Origin of the sequence: Rhodoferax sp. WC2427, assembly GCF_040822085.1 — a bacterium.
GTDB lineage: Bacteria > Pseudomonadota > Gammaproteobacteria > Burkholderiales > Burkholderiaceae_C > Rhodoferax_B.
The window spans coordinates 2,520,468-2,534,788 of the sequence record NZ_CP162006.1 but is presented as its reverse complement, the minus strand read 5'-3'; the positions used below and the strand labels follow the sequence as shown (position 1 = coordinate 2,534,788).

The 14,321-nt window shown below is 62.7% G+C and carries 14 protein-coding genes; 10 read left to right on the top strand and 4 right to left on the bottom strand.

Going from position 1 to position 14,321, the window contains the following annotated elements:
• The first annotated feature begins 29 nt into the window (after nt 1-29).
• The 3 genes from lysM to AB3G31_RS11885 all read left to right on the top strand — a co-directional run bounded on the left by lysM (nt 30) and on the right by AB3G31_RS11885 (nt 3,477).
• Nucleotides 30-524: a peptidoglycan-binding protein LysM gene (lysM, locus tag AB3G31_RS11895; protein ID WP_367846298.1), complete on the top strand. Its 495-nt coding sequence runs from the start codon at nt 30-32 to the stop codon at nt 522-524.
• Nucleotides 525-586: 62 nt separating this feature from the next.
• Entirely contained in the window at nt 587-2,200 is a 1,614-nt protein-coding gene (guaA, locus tag AB3G31_RS11890; protein ID WP_367846297.1) for a glutamine-hydrolyzing GMP synthase, read from the top strand.
• A 197-nt stretch (nt 2,201-2,397) separates the two neighbouring features.
• Entirely contained in the window at nt 2,398-3,477 is a 1,080-nt protein-coding gene (locus AB3G31_RS11885; protein ID WP_367846296.1) for a glycosyltransferase family 2 protein, read from the top strand.
• 36 nt (nt 3,478-3,513) lie between these two features.
• Here AB3G31_RS11885 and AB3G31_RS11880 read toward each other — a convergent pair whose 3' ends face one another.
• Together AB3G31_RS11880 and AB3G31_RS11875 are read right to left on the bottom strand one after the other, a co-directional pair.
• Complete coding sequence (locus AB3G31_RS11880; RefSeq protein WP_367846295.1) at nt 3,514-5,184, bottom strand: hypothetical protein; 1,671 nt, start codon at nt 5,182-5,184, stop codon at nt 3,514-3,516.
• A 296-nt stretch (nt 5,185-5,480) separates the two neighbouring features.
• The gene (locus AB3G31_RS11875; protein WP_367846294.1) at nt 5,481-6,035 is read right to left on the bottom strand and encodes a DNA-3-methyladenine glycosylase I; all 555 of its coding nucleotides are present in this window, start codon (nt 6,033-6,035) and stop codon (nt 5,481-5,483) included.
• A gap of 168 nt (nt 6,036-6,203) precedes the next feature.
• On the opposite strand from AB3G31_RS11875, the gene AB3G31_RS11870 reads away from it, so the two are divergent.
• The 3 genes from AB3G31_RS11870 to AB3G31_RS11860 all read left to right on the top strand — a co-directional run bounded on the left by AB3G31_RS11870 (nt 6,204) and on the right by AB3G31_RS11860 (nt 8,536).
• The gene (locus tag AB3G31_RS11870; RefSeq protein ID WP_367846293.1) at nt 6,204-6,398 is read left to right on the top strand and encodes a hypothetical protein; all 195 of its coding nucleotides are present in this window, start codon (nt 6,204-6,206) and stop codon (nt 6,396-6,398) included.
• Nucleotides 6,399-6,464: 66 nt separating this feature from the next.
• Nucleotides 6,465-7,508: a tRNA adenosine(34) deaminase TadA gene (tadA, locus tag AB3G31_RS11865; protein WP_367846292.1), complete on the top strand. Its 1,044-nt coding sequence runs from the start codon at nt 6,465-6,467 to the stop codon at nt 7,506-7,508.
• Entirely contained in the window at nt 7,505-8,536 is a 1,032-nt protein-coding gene (locus AB3G31_RS11860; protein WP_367846291.1) for an LD-carboxypeptidase, read from the top strand. The genes tadA and AB3G31_RS11860 overlap by 4 nt, the downstream gene beginning before the upstream one ends.
• 3 nt (nt 8,537-8,539) lie before the next feature.
• On the opposite strand, the gene AB3G31_RS11855 is transcribed toward AB3G31_RS11860, so the two are convergent.
• On the bottom strand, nt 8,540-8,881 hold the full coding sequence (locus AB3G31_RS11855) for a hypothetical protein (RefSeq protein WP_367846290.1): 342 nt from the start codon (nt 8,879-8,881) through the stop codon (nt 8,540-8,542).
• Between the two features lie 324 nt (nt 8,882-9,205).
• Between AB3G31_RS11855 and AB3G31_RS11850 the strand changes: the two genes are divergently transcribed.
• The 4 genes from AB3G31_RS11850 (at nt 9,206) to sixA (ending at nt 13,674) form a co-directional block, all read left to right on the top strand.
• Nucleotides 9,206-10,147 (top strand): adenylate/guanylate cyclase domain-containing protein, encoded by a 942-nt coding sequence (locus tag AB3G31_RS11850; RefSeq protein ID WP_367846289.1) that lies wholly within the window; start codon nt 9,206-9,208, stop codon nt 10,145-10,147.
• Between the two features lie 98 nt (nt 10,148-10,245).
• Nucleotides 10,246-10,932, top strand: coding sequence for a flagellar brake protein (locus AB3G31_RS11845; RefSeq protein WP_367846288.1), 687 nt, complete (start codon nt 10,246-10,248; stop codon nt 10,930-10,932).
• Nucleotides 10,933-11,108: 176 nt separating this feature from the next.
• Nucleotides 11,109-13,199 carry a polyphosphate kinase 1 gene (gene ppk1, locus AB3G31_RS11840; RefSeq protein ID WP_367846287.1) on the top strand — a complete coding sequence of 697 codons (2,091 nt, stop codon included), beginning with the start codon at nt 11,109-11,111 and terminating at the stop codon, nt 13,197-13,199.
• Nucleotide 13,200: 1 nt separating this feature from the next.
• On the top strand, nt 13,201-13,674 hold the full coding sequence (sixA, locus tag AB3G31_RS11835; RefSeq protein ID WP_367846286.1) for a phosphohistidine phosphatase SixA: 474 nt from the start codon (nt 13,201-13,203) through the stop codon (nt 13,672-13,674).
• Between the two features lie 51 nt (nt 13,675-13,725).
• Here the strand turns inward: sixA and AB3G31_RS11830 are convergent, their stop codons facing one another.
• Nucleotides 13,726-14,205: a hypothetical protein gene (locus AB3G31_RS11830; protein WP_367846285.1), complete on the bottom strand. Its 480-nt coding sequence runs from the start codon at nt 14,203-14,205 to the stop codon at nt 13,726-13,728.
• Nucleotides 14,206-14,321 lie beyond the last annotated feature (116 nt).

Sequence of the window (14,321 nt, the reverse complement as noted above, 5' to 3'; positions counted from 1 at the left end):
GGTTGTATACCGTTTAAAGGAGAAATTCCATGGGCATGATTTCGTTCATCAAAGAGGCTGGTCAGAAATTGTTTGGCAACAAGCCTGAAATCGCTGCGGCAGTGGCTGAACCGAGCAACCAGGAAAAGGCGGCTGCGGCAAACACCGCGGCGGCGGATGCCATTGGCACCTACATCCAGGCGCAAGGTTTGTCCACCGATGGCCTGACCATCAGCTTCAATGGGGCCGACCAGATCGTCACTGTGGCCGGTGCCGTGGCCGATATGGAAACCCGGGAAAAAATCGTCGTCTGCTGCGGTAACGTCCATGGCGTTGCCGGTGTGGCCGATGAAATGACCTGTCCCGAGGTGCCCGAGTGCACCTACCACACGGTCGTCAGTGGCGACACCCTGAGCGCCGTGGCCAAAAAAGTCTATGGCAACGCCAATCTGTACCCGCAGATTTTTGAAGCCAACAAGCCCATGCTGAGCAGCCCGGACAAAATTTACCCTGGCCAAGTTCTGCGGATCCCTGCGCAAGCCTGAAGCGCATTTTTTTGTCGATAGATCCGGGCAGCCTACGTGCTGCCCGTTTTTCATTTTTAGCCATGTCCCACCAAAAAATCCTCATCCTCGATTTCGGTTCACAAGTCACCCAGCTCATCGCCCGCCGTGTGCGCGATGCCCACGTGTTTTGCGAAGTCCATCCTTGCGATGTGACCGACGAATGGATGCGTGCTTACGCCGCCGATGGCAACCTGAAGGGCATCATCCTGTCGGGCAGCCACGCCAGCGTGACCGAGGACACCACCGACCGCGCGCCCCAGGCCGTGTTCGATCTGGGCGTGCCGGTACTGGGCATTTGCTACGGCATGCAAACCATGGCGCAGCAGCTGGGCGGCAAGGTGGAAACCGGCCACACCCGTGAATTTGGCTTTGCGTCGGTGCGTGCCCGTGGCCACACCGCGCTGCTCAAGGACATCGCCGATTTCACCACGCCCGAGGGCGAGGGCATGCTGAATGTGTGGATGAGCCATGGCGACAAGGTCACCGAGCTGCCCCCCGGCTTCAAGCTGATGGCCAGCACCGACAGCTGCCCCATCGCCGGCATGGCCGACGAATCCCGCCATTTCTACGCCGTGCAGTTCCACCCCGAAGTGACCCATACCGTGCAAGGCCAGGCGCTGCTGAACCGCTTTGTGCTCGGCATCTGCGGCACCCGGCCCGACTGGATCATGGGCGACTACATCAGCGAAGCGGTCGCCCGCATCCGCGCCCAGGTAGGCGACGAGGAGGTGATTCTGGGCCTGTCGGGTGGCGTGGACTCCAGCGTGGCTGCGGCCCTGATCCACCGCGCGATTGGCGACCAGCTGACCTGCGTGTTTGTGGACCACGGCCTGCTGCGACTGAACGAAGGCGACATGGTGATGGACATGTTCGTCGGCAAGCTGCACGCCAAGGTGATCCGCGCCGATGCCAGCGACCTGTTTCTGGGCAAGCTGGCGGGTGTGACCGACCCCGAAGCCAAACGCAAGATCATCGGTGGCGAGTTCGTCACCGTGTTCAAGCAAGAAGCCGCCAAGCTCAAGGGCGACGGCGCCAAGGGTGCCAAATGGCTGGCCCAAGGCACGATTTACCCCGACGTGATCGAGTCCGGTGGTGCCAAAAGCAAAAAAGCCGTCACCATCAAAAGCCACCACAACGTCGGTGGGCTGCCTGCCGAGCTGGGCCTGAAGCTGTTGGAACCCCTGCGTGAACTGTTCAAGGACGAAGTGCGCGAACTGGGCGTGGCTCTGGGTCTGCCGGTTGAGATGGTGTACCGCCACCCTTTCCCCGGCCCCGGCCTGGGCGTGCGCATTCTGGGCGAAGTCAAAAAGGAATACGCCGACCTGTTGCGCCGCGCCGACGCGATCTTCATCGAAGAGCTGCACAACTTCAAGGACGAGGCCACCGGCAAGACCTGGTACCAGCTGACCAGCCAGGCCTTTACCGTGTTCCTGCCGGTGAAAAGCGTGGGCGTGATGGGCGACGGACGTACCTACGACTACGTGGTGGCCCTGCGCGCGGTGCAAACCAGCGACTTCATGACCGCCGACTGGGCCGAGCTGCCCTATGCCCTGCTTAAAAAGGTGTCGGGCCGCATCATCAACGAAGTGCGTGGCATCAACCGCGTGACCTACGACGTCTCCAGCAAGCCGCCTGCCACCATCGAGTGGGAGTGAGGGCAGGCCGCTTTCGGGTTAGATCCGAGGGCGATCTGACGGGCATCCCGCCGCATTCCCTGTAGGGCCTGCGGGCAGCCCTCGCAAGGACATGGCGGGGGAATGTAACAGAGCGACTAAACTTGGCAGCGTCGGTAACTCATGTGCCAAAATGTTTTTTAGGGGCCGTCCCAGGACCATCCTTAGAAAGCAAAGTCATGCTTGAGCTCTCGATCGTAGTGCCGTCGTTTAACGAACGCGACAATATCCGTGAGTTGATTTCCCGACTGGATGCCGTGCTGATAGGTATCAGTTGGGAGGTGATCTATGTCGATGACGACTCGCCGGACGGAACCTCCGACCTGGTCCGCAGCATCGCACGAGAAGACCTGCGGGTGCGTTGTCTGCACAGAATCGGCCGACGCGGCCTGTCGCGGGCGGTGGTGGAGGGCGTTCTGGCATCGTCTGCCGCCTCCGTCGTGGTTATGGATGCCGACCTGCAGCACGATGAGACCCTGCTGCCGCGCATGCTGGCCAAGGTACGGGAAGAAAAGCTGGATTTCGTGGTTGCCAGCCGTTACTGCGAAGGCGGCTCGGTCGGCGAATGGGACAACAAGCGCGCGGCCATGAGCCGTTTTGCCACCTATCTGGCCAAGCTGGTCGTGGCGTCGCCGCTGACCGATCCAATGAGCGGGTTCTTTCTGGTCCAGCGCGAAGCGTTCGACCGCGCGGTCCGGCGGCTGTCTGGCGAGGGGTACAAGATTCTTCTGGACCTGTTCGCGTCTTCGCCGACGCCGCCGCGCTATGCGGAAGTGCCATTCGTCTTCCGCGAGCGCTTCGCGGGTGAAAGCAAGCTGGATTCGGCGGTGCTGTGGCAGTACATCATGCTGATTCTCGACAAGCGCTTCGGCCACATTCTGCCGCCGCGCCTGATTTTGTTTTCACTGGTGGGCGGAAGTGGTCTGTTCGTCCACTTTCTGGTCCTCTTCCTGGCGTTCCGCGTCGCAAACGTGCCGTTTGCGGTGGGGCAGATTGTGGCCACGCTGGCCGCCATGACATCTAACTATGTTCTGAACAACTTCCTGACCTACCGCGACCGCCGCCTGCGTGGCATGCGCTTCTTCACGGGCTTGCTGTCGTTCTATCTGGTCTGCGGTGTCGGTGCGGTGGGCAATGTCGGCGTGGCCAACATGATCTTCAACCGCCAGCAGGAGTGGTGGGTGGCCGGGTTGGCTGGCGTGGTCGTAGGCACCGTATGGAACTACGTGGCGTCGGCGATGTTCACCTGGAAGAAGTAGTCGCCTGAACCTTGTCCGTACACCGGCCGTTCCTGGCTAAGGGGCGGACAGAGCCGTATTCCTGCGGCGCGTGGCCAGCAGCACGGCGAGCGCAACCACCACCGCGCTCCCCGTGATCGAGAGCCCGATCCATTCGGCAGGCAATTTGGCCCGGGTGATCGACAAGCGGTAGGCACCCGCTGGCAACTGGATCGCCAGCAGGCCTTCTGGCGTGGCACCCACGGTAAAAGAAGTGGGTGGTGTGCTCACGATGCGCCAGCCCGGGTAGTTGAACTGGTGTACGACGAGTGCATCGGCCTGCGTGTTGCGGGTTTCCAGCAGGATGCCCTCCGGACCCCACGCGGGGGCCGAAACGCTGCCGCCACCGGAAAGGAATGCCGCGCGCGGTGTCGCTTCGCTCAGGGTGGCAATCGAGGCATTGCTGGCCCACGCGCGGGGCACTTCCACCGGCCGCGTTTCTGGCGGCAGGACGGCAGCGCCTATGTGCACATCGGCGTACTTGGTCCATCCCCAATAGATCTGTTTCGCCGAAGGCACCCAAAATGTGGCGGCATACAGCACCACTGCGGACCACGCCACCACCGCGAGCCCTCTGCGGGGTGGCCAGCGGTCCACCGCGTACCCGACCAGGGGCACCAGCGCGAGCGCCAGTACCATGTTGAGCCGCGTAGGCGTCTGGATGCGCTGCAAATAGTGGGCGAACTCCCAAAAGGGCAGGGCGTAACTGCTCATTGCCCACAGCGTGGCCGCGACGATCAAGGCCCAAAAAAGCGGCCACAGCCGCTGGCGGGGCGTGCTGGCACGCATACAGGCAACGCCTGCCGACACCGCAGCCACCAGCAGCGAGAACGCCACCACATTGGCATAGACCATCATGGCCGGATCGGCACCGTAGCGCCACACATGCGACAACAGCAGACCATCGCGCCACAGGGCCGTATGGTCGACAAAAAAGCTGGCATCCCAACGTTTCAAAATTTCGGCATAGCTGGCGAATTGCTGCGTGGTCAGCGCAGGCACCAGGTAGATGCCGGCCAGCGCGACCCCCAGCGCCAACGACCCGGCCATGCGCACTGCAATGGCCAGCCGCCGGTGGGCGGGCGCAGCGACCAGCAGGCATAGCCCATAGGGCACCAGCAGGCATGTGAAGATCAGTACGCTGGGCGGATGGGTGGCGATCAGCAAGGCATACGAGACCGCGCCCAACAGCCAGAAATGGGGGCGCCCTCGGGCGATCGCCACCATGGCGGCGAGGACCAGCGGCATCCAGACAAAGGACCAGAACTCCGCAAAGGCAAAACGCAGGTACAGATCGACGTTGAGGTGGTAGGGGTGTGCCATGTACAGCAAGGCTGCCGCCACCGCCGCCGCACGGGAAACCACCATCTGGGCCCATAGGTAGGCGGCAACCCCGCTGCCCAGGGTGGCCACAAACACGGCCGCCCCCATCTGGTGCGCAACGCTCAGGCCAAAGACCGAGAAGAAGCAGGTGGCGAACGACGGGACCGCGCCGTAGAAAAAGAAAACCGGGCCGCCGAGTCCGGCATTGCCGTTGAAAAGCCAGCGCGGATAGAGATCGCCCGCGCGCAGCTGCTCGTTGAAGAACGTGTTGTAGAGCAGGTGGTAGAAAAAGTCGTCGCCAAAGATCGGTCCAAGCACCCAGGCCGGCGCGGTGAGCAGCAAGGCTACCAGGGTTGCCTTGCGCATGAACGGGCGGGCGGTACTGCGGGTCCAAGGCTTCGTGCTAGCAATCGACGTCATGGGACAGAGACCTTTCACGGTGCGAAGCCGGTGAGGCGCATCGCACGCCACTACAGGCCTGGCCTTCAAGTGCCCTGATTGTAGGGGAAAGGCGTGGGCTGGAGTGCTACCTAATCAATAGCTGCTTACGACCACCAAATAAGCGCTAGAGGCCTAAAAGGCATACAGTGCACCGGCAGGGACATGTGCGGCCGAATCCGCATCCGCAATCCTGTCCCACGCCCCTCTCGGGCGCTGTGTGGCTAGCTTTGGTATTTGAAACACTGCTGGCTGTGGTCGTCGACCATGCCCACGGCCTGCATCCAGGCGTAGATGGTCACTGCACCGACAAACTTGAAGCCGCGTTTTTTAAGGGCTTTGGAGATGTCGGCCGATAGCGGCGACTGGGTCAGCACCACGCCGTTGCCCTTGATGGGCGTGCCCCCCACCAGGCCCCACAGCCAGGTGGAGAAGTCCACGCCCGCCGCCTGCATCGCCAGGTAGGCCTGGGCGTTGCCGATGGTGGCCTCGATCTTGGCGCGGGAGCGCACGATGCCGGGGTCCTGCATCAGGCGGTCGACGTCGGCAGGCGTGAAGCGGGCCACGGCCTCGGGGTCGAACTGGGCGAAGGCGGCCCGAAAGCCCTCGCGCTTGCGCAAGATGATGCTCCACGACAACCCGGCCTGGAAGCTGTCGAGCACCAGTTTCTCCCACAGCTTGCGGCTGTCGCGCTCGGGTACGCCCCATTCGTCGTCGTGGTAGGCGGCCATCAGCGGGCTGCTGTCGGCCCAGGTGCAGCGGCAGGTGGGTGTGTTCATGGCCGCTATTCTCAACCAGACCCGGGGCCGCGGTGGCGGAAATGGGCAGGCAGGCACCGATACCCAGCAGGGCGGTGGCGCCGAACGTGGTGCTGGTAGCCATGGCGACAGCCCAAAATAGACTGGCCGGACCGTAAAATCCGCCCTTGTTCTTCACCGGGGTTTGTGATGCGCGCCGTCTTCAGCGTTGTGGGTTTACTCGTCGTGGTGGTGGCTATCAGCCTGCTGGCCAAAAAACAGACCGCTCCCGTGGTGGCTACGCCGCAAGGCCCGGCATCGGCCCAGCAGATGCAGCAGCAAGTGAAGCAATCGCTGGATGCCGCGCTGCAAACACCACGCTCCATGCCGGATGAAAAACCTTAAGCCATTGAGGCCTCTTGTGCTTATTCCATCAGCGCAAGAAGCTATCAAAAATATAGTAAACACCCGATGACCGATCTGGAAGCCATGCAACTCGCCCTGGACCAGGCCCGCCTGGCCGCCGAGGCGGGCGAGGTGCCGGTGGGGGCCGTGGTCATGAAAGACGGTGTGGTCATTGCCACCGGCCGCAACGCGCCCATTGACGGGCACGACCCCACCGCGCATGCCGAAATCAACGCCTTGCGCGCTGCGGCCCGGGTGCTGGGCAACTATCGGCTGGACGGCTGCGAGCTGTTTGTCACGCTGGAGCCCTGCACCATGTGCAGCGGAGCCATGCTGCATGCCCGGTTGCGCCGGGTGGTGTTTGGCGCGCCGGACGCCAAAACCGGCGCGGCGGGCTCGGTGATCAATGTATTTGCCAACGCGCACCTGAACCACCAGACCGAGGTGCAGGGTGGGGTGCTGGCCGAAGCCTGTGCGGGGGTGCTGCAAACGTTCTTTCAGCAGCGCCGCGCCCTGCAGCGACAGGCCCACATCCCCCTGCGCGAAGACGCACTGCGTACGCCCGAAGCCTGTTTTTCCGACGCGGCGCAGCAGTACACCGATATAGATGGCTGGCGCATGCACTACCGCGACACCGGCCCTGCCACCAGCACGGTCCTTTGCCTGCACAGCCGCACTGGCAGCAGCCTGGCGTTCCAGCCCATGGCCTGGGCCCTGGCGGCGGCTGGCCACCGCGTGCTGGCCCCCGATCTGCTGGGCTTTGGCCGCAGTGACAAACCCAAGAAAGAAGCGGTCCACCACTGGGACTGGCACCGCCAGGTGCTGTGTACGTGGCTGGACCGGCTGGGCGTGGACCAGGTGGTGCTGGTGCTGCAGGGCGAGGGCACACCTCTGCTGCCCGCCGAGCGTATCCGGGCCCTGGTGCGGCTGGGGGCCGACACCGCGCCCCTGGACCCCGCCCCGTTCCCCGATGGCGGGCACCGCGCCGCGCTACGGGCCTTTGCGGCCAAGGGCTGGGACCCGCAGGAAGCATTCCCGGGCCCCACGTTGCACCTCGACGGCCCGCCCAGCGCAGAAGCGGCCCAGGCGATGGGATACTTGGCCCCGTGAAACATATCTACATCTACTCCCCCTCTGGCGCGGTGCGCGACAAGGCCGCCTTCAAGCGCGGCGTGGCCCGGCTCAAAACCCTGGGTTATGCGGTCGAAATCGACCCCGATGCCCTCAAAAGCCATATGCGCTTTGCCGGTGACGATGCCACCCGCGTGGCGGCCATCCACCGGGCTGCAGCCAGCGGTGCCGATATTGCACTCACCACCCGCGGTGGCTACGGCCTAACGCGCATCCTGGGCGGCATCGACTACCGTGCGGTCACCAAGGCGATTGAAAACGGCACCCAGTTTGTGGGCTACAGCGACTTCACAGCTTTGCAAAACGCCTTGCTCGCGCACACCGGGGCCATCACCTGGGCGGGCCCGGCACTGGGCGAGGGTTTTGGCGTGGAAGGCACCCCCGACGACATCATGGAAGCCTGCTTTGACGACCTGGTGGGTGGGCAGGGCGAGGGCACGGGCTGGCGGCTAGGCCGTGATGATGCCCAGCTTGCTATGGATTCAGTAGCTTCTCACGCTGATGGAATAAGCGCTGAGGGCGACTTTTATATGAAAGATGCGATTTTGTGGGGCGGTAACCTGTCGGTGCTGGTGTCGCAAATCGGCACGCCGTATTTTCCGCAGATCCAGGGGGGCATTCTGTTCCTGGAAGATGTGGGCGAGCACCCCTACCGCATCGAGCGCATGCTCACCCAGCTGCTCTACAGCGGCGTGCTGGCGCGGCAAAAAGCCATTGTGCTGGGCCAATTTACCGAGTTCACCAAGGTGCCGCACGACGGCACATTCCGCCTGGCCACCGTGGTCGCCTGGCTGCGCAGCCAGCTCAAGGTGCCGGTGCTGACCAATTTGCCGTTCGGCCATGTGCAAACCAAGGTGCTGCTGCCCGTGGGCGCAACGGTGGAACTGGCGCTACAGGGCCGCGAAGCGCTGGTGGTCTGGGGCCATGTGTCGCACCACGGCGCAGGTCACCACCACCACGGACATGACCATGGCCACCACGACCATGGCGGCCACCACCACCACTGAGCATTAGCGCAACCTGCTGGAACGCGACACCAGGCCCTTGGGTAAGAGGCCCTGGAACAGCGGAGCAATCTGGTCCATCCGGTTGCGGGCGGCACCTTCGCCATCGCGGCTGGCCAACACGCCCATCAGGTCGGCCCGCAGAAACCACAGGGTTTGCACGTCTTTGGCATAGGCCACGCGCTGCCGCAGAATCGGGCCTTCAAAGCCCCCGACATCGCCCAGACACTCCAGCATCGCGGTGCGGACCTGCTCCAGCTGCTGCGCACGCCCGGCGTCCGCCCGCGCAGAATCCATTCCCAGGATGCTGTAGAAGCTGTTTTTGATAGAAGTAGAGTCCCAAGCCATAAGAAGATGCAGGGATGTACCGGTCTGTGTAGAAAAATGTATTAAATAGCAAATATGTGACAAATTACACACTACAGTAGCACAGCTTCGTCTCCAAAGCCGTGCTAATGCGTGGTTTTGGTAACGGGCTGTAAGACGTGGGGCGGAATGCGCGGCCAGCGGATATTTTCCGGGCCGCCACCAGCCCCAGCCGTTGGACGGTTGCAGCAATTGAGCGTTTCCATTTCATAATTTGCCTTACGGAACGTACGCAATGGAAAGGCTTTTTTTCTACTGTACTAAACTGCGTTCACCACTTTTCTGACCCTTCACAAAGTCTCCAGCATGGGCGTACAGGCCACCGTCGTATTTGCCGATCTCACCGGGAGCACCGCCTTCTATGTGGCCCTGGGCAATGAAAAAGCCACGCGTGCGGTAACCCGCATCACCCAGTGGATCGGCGAGGTCTGCGAAGCGCACGAGGGCCGCGTGGTGAAAAAGCTGGGCGATGGCGTGCTGGCGGTGTTCGCCGATGCGGGCGATGCCGCCAACGCGGTGATCTCCATCCAGCGCGGCCACCAGCAGCGTCTGCAGAAGTGGCCGGATGCCATCCGCATGGAAATCAAGGCCGGCATTGCCCGCGGCGAGGTGGTGGAAGTCGACGGCGACTGCTTTGGTGACGCGGTGAATGTCGCCTCGCGCCTGAGCGATCTGTCCGGTGGTAACCAGATCTGGGTGACCGAATCGGTGGTGTCCGAAATGGACGACACCCAGGGCCTGCGCATCCTGAGTCTGGGGCCGGTCAATTTACGGGGCCGCCAGGAGGCGGTGCCGCTGTACAAGATCGAGTGGCAGGAAGATGTCCGCACCGAATTTGTCACCATGCAGGCCAGCCTGGCCGAGATCCAACGCCCCGGTGTTACGCCCGGAGGGCGTATCCACCTCGCCTATCTGGACATCAACCGCAGCTTTTCGTCCAAGGAGATGCCGGTGCACCTGGGCCGCACCGACCAGGCCGAGTTTTTCATCAACGACCCCCGCGTGTCGCGTTTGCATGCCCGGATTGATTGGCGCAACGGCGCGTTTTTCATCACCGACCTGAGCAGCTTTGGCACCTGGGTGCGGTTTACCGGCAGCGATACCGACGTGCCCCTGCGCCGCGACGACTGCCAACTGCATGGCACCGGGGAAATCGCGCTGGGCATGCCCTTCAACGACATCAGCGCCCCCACCGTGCACTTCAGTTTTTCGCAGCAGACCCCTTCGTTTTACGGATCTGCAGCCTAGCTGGCTTCCCGGAGCGGGCCACGGGGGCTAAAATTTGCATACAACGCCAGAAACCATGGGTTTCCAGGTAGTCCCTTAATACACCGGCCTCTATTGCCATGACCAAAAAATCCAATATCGAGTTTGAAGACATGAACCTGCAAGTCGGCGTGCGCCTGCAGATCATGTCCAGCCAGTCGGCCAACCCCACTGTGCACTACACCACGCTGATCGGATTTGTGCCCGGCGAATACCTGCTCCTGAACGTGCCACAAGACAGCAGCGCCATGGCCGAAGGCGAAGGCGTGATCATCCGGGTGTTCTCCGGCGTGTCGGTGTTCACCTTCAGCAGCAAGATCGAGTCGGTGGTCACTACGCCGCGTGCTTTCCTGCTGCTGTCGTTCCCAGGTGCTATCCAGAAGGTGGGCCTGCGCAAGGCGGTGCGTGTCAAAGCCAACCTGCCGGTCAAGATCAAAAGCGGCACCGATCCCAAGAATTTCAAGATGGCCACGCTGTCGGACATCAGTCTGAGTGGCGCGCTGGTGTCGACCGCCCGGCCGCTGGGCACCTCGGGCGACCTGATCGACATCGAGTTCACCCTGCGCGACCAGGCCTCGGACCGCGACGTGACTATCAACACCACCGCCTCCATCCGCAGTGTGCAGCAATCGGCGGGCAGCACGGCCGACGGTGCCACCTTCCATACCGTGTACTCGCACGGCATCAACTTCCACGACATCGACGCAGCCGACCAGGTGATCCTGCAAAACTTTGTTTACGAGACGCTGCTGATCCACCGTACCTGAAGCTATTGATTCAGTAGCTGCTCATGCTGATGGCATAAGCGCAGGGGGCCTAAAAGTCATGTATTTTTAGGCCCCTTTTTCATGTCTGCAAACCGTCACGCGGTTGTCACCAATTTGACATCAAAACAACGCACACTGGCTGCTACCCTTCGCGCCCGTTCGCCTGTACCCACCTGATGTCCCACCCTGAAAAACAACGATCTTCCCCCGGTTCTACCCCGCCCGTCGCCCTGCTGGACCGCGACCACAGCATCCTGGCCTTCAATGAGCGGGTGCTGGACTGGGCGGTGCGCACGGATGTACCGCTGCTGGAGCGCTTGCGTTACCTGTGCATCGTGTCCGCCAATCTGGACGAATTTTTCGAAGTGCGTGGCGCGCCACACCTGATCGCCGCGCACACCAACGACTACCGGGGGGTCTACACCGTCGATTCCTTCAAGGCGCTGGCCACGGCGGCGCACGCGCTGGTGGAGCGCCAATACGCGCTGTACAACGACCAACTGCAGCCTGCGTTTGCCGAGCAGGGCTTTCAAATCATCTCGCACGGCGAGCGCAATGCGGTGCAGCGGCGCTGGGTCAAGAGCTATTTCGAGCGCGAAGTGCGGCCCCTGCTGGTGCCGGTGGGGCTGGACCCATCGCACCCGTTTCCCCAGGTGGCCAACAAATCGCTGAACTTCATCGTGCGCCTGAGCGGGCAGGATGCTTTTGGCCGCGAGAACGACATCACCATCGTCAAAGTGCCCCGGGTATTGCCACGCTTCATCCGCCTGCCCAATGCGGTGGCGGGGGAGCGCATGCTGTTCGTGTCGCTGTCCAGCGTGATCCGGGCCCATTTGCAGGAGATGTTTGCGGGCCGGCAGGTGGGGCAGTTCTCGCAGTTTCGGGTTACGCGCCACTCTGATTTGGCGGTGGACGAAGATGACGTGCGCAATCTGCGCACTGCCCTGCGCCAGGGGTTGGAAGTGCGCCATTTTGGCCAGGCGGTGCGGCTGGAGGTGTCGGCCGACTGCTCAGAGCATTTGTCCAAATTCTTGCTTAAACAGTTCGAGCTGCCAGAGCAGTCGCTGTACCGGGTGCACGGCCCGGTGAACCTGGCGCGGTTGACGCAGCTGATCGATCTGGTGGACCGCCCAGCGTTGTTGTTTCCGAGCTTCCACGCAAGCTGGCCTTTGCAGTTGACGCAGGGCCAATCGTTTTTCGAGCGTCTCAAGCAGGGCGATGTGCTGGTGCACCAGCCTTTCGAGAGCTTTGACGCGGTGCTGGCCTTCCTGCGCGAGGCGGTGCGCGACCCCACCGTGCTCGCGATCAAGCAAACCATCTACCGCACCGGGCCCGACTCCGAACTCATGGACTTGCTGCGCGAAGCGGTACGCCGAGGAAAAGAGGTCACGGTGGTGGTGGAGTTGAAGGCCCGTTTCGACGAAGAAACCAATATCAACTGGGCCGAGATGCTGGAATCCATCGGTGCACAGGTGGTGTATGGCGTGGTGGGCCTGAAAACCCACGCCAAGATGCTGCTGGTGACCCGCCGCGAAGGCAAGCAGCTGCGCCGCTATGGCCATTTGTCCACCGGCAACTACAACCCGCGCACGGCCCGGCTGTATACCGACATCAGTTACCTCACCAGCGACACGGCGTTGACTGGCGACATGGACCAGGTGTTTCTGCACATCGCCGGGCAAAGCAAGCTGCCGCGCCTGCGCAGCCTGCTGCTGGCGCCTTTCCATCTGCACCGCAAGCTGATCGCCAAGATCAACGCCGTGGGCAAGGCCGCCGCGCAGGGCGTGCCGGGGCGCATCGTTGCCAAAATGAACGCCTTGACCGACGAGGCCATGATCGACGCCCTGGTGCACGCCGGGCAGCAAGGTGTGCGTATCGACCTGGTGGTGCGTGGTGCCTGCATGCTGCCCGCCCAGGTGCCGGGCTGGACCGACAACATCCGGGTGCGGTCGGTGGTGGGGCGGTTTCTGGAGCATTCGCGCATTTTTTACTTTGGCAGCGGCGAACACGAAGAGTTGTACCTGTCGAGCGCCGACTGGATGAACCGCAACATGCTGCGCCGCATCGAGCTGGCCTGGCCGGTGACCGACCCTGTGCTGCGCCAGCGCGTCATCGACGAATGCCTGGTGCCTTACCTGCTGGATGGGCGCGATGCCTGGGACCTGGGCGCGGATGGCCGCTACACCCGCACCCAGACCGACGGCCACAGCGCGCAAACCGCCTTGATGCATCGCTACAGCCAGCGTCGCCGCAGGCAACAGGGCTGATATGGATTTGATTCTGTGGCGCCATGCGGAGGCCGAAGAGGGTAGCGACACCCTGGCCGATCTGGACCGCAGCCTGACCCCGCGCGGTACCAAGCAGGCGCAGCGCATGGCCCAGTGGCTGGACCGGCATCTGCCCGACAGCACCCGGGTGCTGGCCAGCCCGGCGCGGCGTACCGAACAGACCGTGCAGGCGCTGGGGCGCAAATTCAAACTGCGCCCCGAGCTGGCCCCCGGCTGTACCCCCGCGCAGTTGCTGGCAGCCGCCCAGTGGCCCGACAGCAAGGTACACGTGTTGGTGGTGGGGCACCAGCCGGTGCTGGGGGAAACCATTGCCCAGTTGCTGGGTATGGCCGAGGGCGAACTGGCAGTGCAGCTCTCGGTGCGAAAGGGTGCTGTGTGGTGGTTGCGCCACCGCGAGCGCGACGGCGTGGGGCAGACGGTGCTGGTGTCCGTGCAGGCCCCGGACCTGGTCTAACCTGAAACAGCTTTCATGGTTCGGGGCGCGCGGCACCCCGGTCCCTCACAGTCAGGCCTTCTTCACAATCTTCTTGACGGCCTTTTTGGCAGCGGGCTTGGTTACCGCAACCGCTGCCGGACGGCCGGTCTTGATGGTCGGCACGGCCTGCAAGGCAGCCTTCAACGCCGCATCGGACATGGCGGCCAGGGCCTTGATCCCGGCACGCAGCAGCTCGCTCTTCTTCGCGGGCTGGGCCAGGGCCATGGCGCGCAGCTTCAGGTCTTCCAGCACGGTGTACTCGGCCTTGGGGATGGTGAAGCTGTCGCGCACCAGCTTGGGTTTTTTGACCTTGGCGGGTTTGGCAACGGCGACCGGCTTGGCCTTGACCACGGGTGGCTTGGCTTTCACTGCGACGGGCTTGGCGACTTTTACCGCTTTGGCACGGACCGCCACTTTCTTCGGTGCAACCGGCTTGCTCACCGCGACAGCGGGCGCAGCGGCATCGGCGGCAGGGGTGGGTGCAGTGGTGACTTTGGGGGCAGTGCTCATCAATAAAACTCCAATTAAACGGTTTATATAGTTTATATGGTTTTATGCGGGCTTTCAAAGTCCATGGCGTGCATCTGCAGCGTTTTCACCATGCTGTCATGGTCGTCGCTTAGGGT

Coding starts and splice junctions, on each gene's coding strand:
- lysM (WP_367846298.1), top strand. CDS start 30: ATGGGCATGATTTCGTTCATCAAAGAGGCTGGTCAGAAATTGTTTGGC.
- guaA (WP_367846297.1), top strand. CDS start 587: ATGTCCCACCAAAAAATCCTCATCCTCGATTTCGGTTCACAAGTCACC.
- AB3G31_RS11885 (WP_367846296.1), top strand. CDS start 2,398: ATGCTTGAGCTCTCGATCGTAGTGCCGTCGTTTAACGAACGCGACAAT.
- AB3G31_RS11880 (WP_367846295.1), bottom strand. CDS start 5,184: ATGCGCAAGGCAACCCTGGTAGCCTTGCTGCTCACCGCGCCGGCCTGG.
- AB3G31_RS11875 (WP_367846294.1), bottom strand. CDS start 6,035: ATGAACACACCCACCTGCCGCTGCACCTGGGCCGACAGCAGCCCGCTG.
- AB3G31_RS11870 (WP_367846293.1), top strand. CDS start 6,204: ATGCGCGCCGTCTTCAGCGTTGTGGGTTTACTCGTCGTGGTGGTGGCT.
- tadA (WP_367846292.1), top strand. CDS start 6,465: ATGACCGATCTGGAAGCCATGCAACTCGCCCTGGACCAGGCCCGCCTG.
- AB3G31_RS11855 (WP_367846290.1), bottom strand. CDS start 8,881: ATGGCTTGGGACTCTACTTCTATCAAAAACAGCTTCTACAGCATCCTG.
- AB3G31_RS11850 (WP_367846289.1), top strand. CDS start 9,206: ATGGGCGTACAGGCCACCGTCGTATTTGCCGATCTCACCGGGAGCACC.
- AB3G31_RS11845 (WP_367846288.1), top strand. CDS start 10,246: ATGACCAAAAAATCCAATATCGAGTTTGAAGACATGAACCTGCAAGTC.
- ppk1 (WP_367846287.1), top strand. CDS start 11,109: ATGTCCCACCCTGAAAAACAACGATCTTCCCCCGGTTCTACCCCGCCC.
- sixA (WP_367846286.1), top strand. CDS start 13,201: ATGGATTTGATTCTGTGGCGCCATGCGGAGGCCGAAGAGGGTAGCGAC.
- AB3G31_RS11830 (WP_367846285.1), bottom strand. CDS start 14,205: ATGAGCACTGCCCCCAAAGTCACCACTGCACCCACCCCTGCCGCCGAT.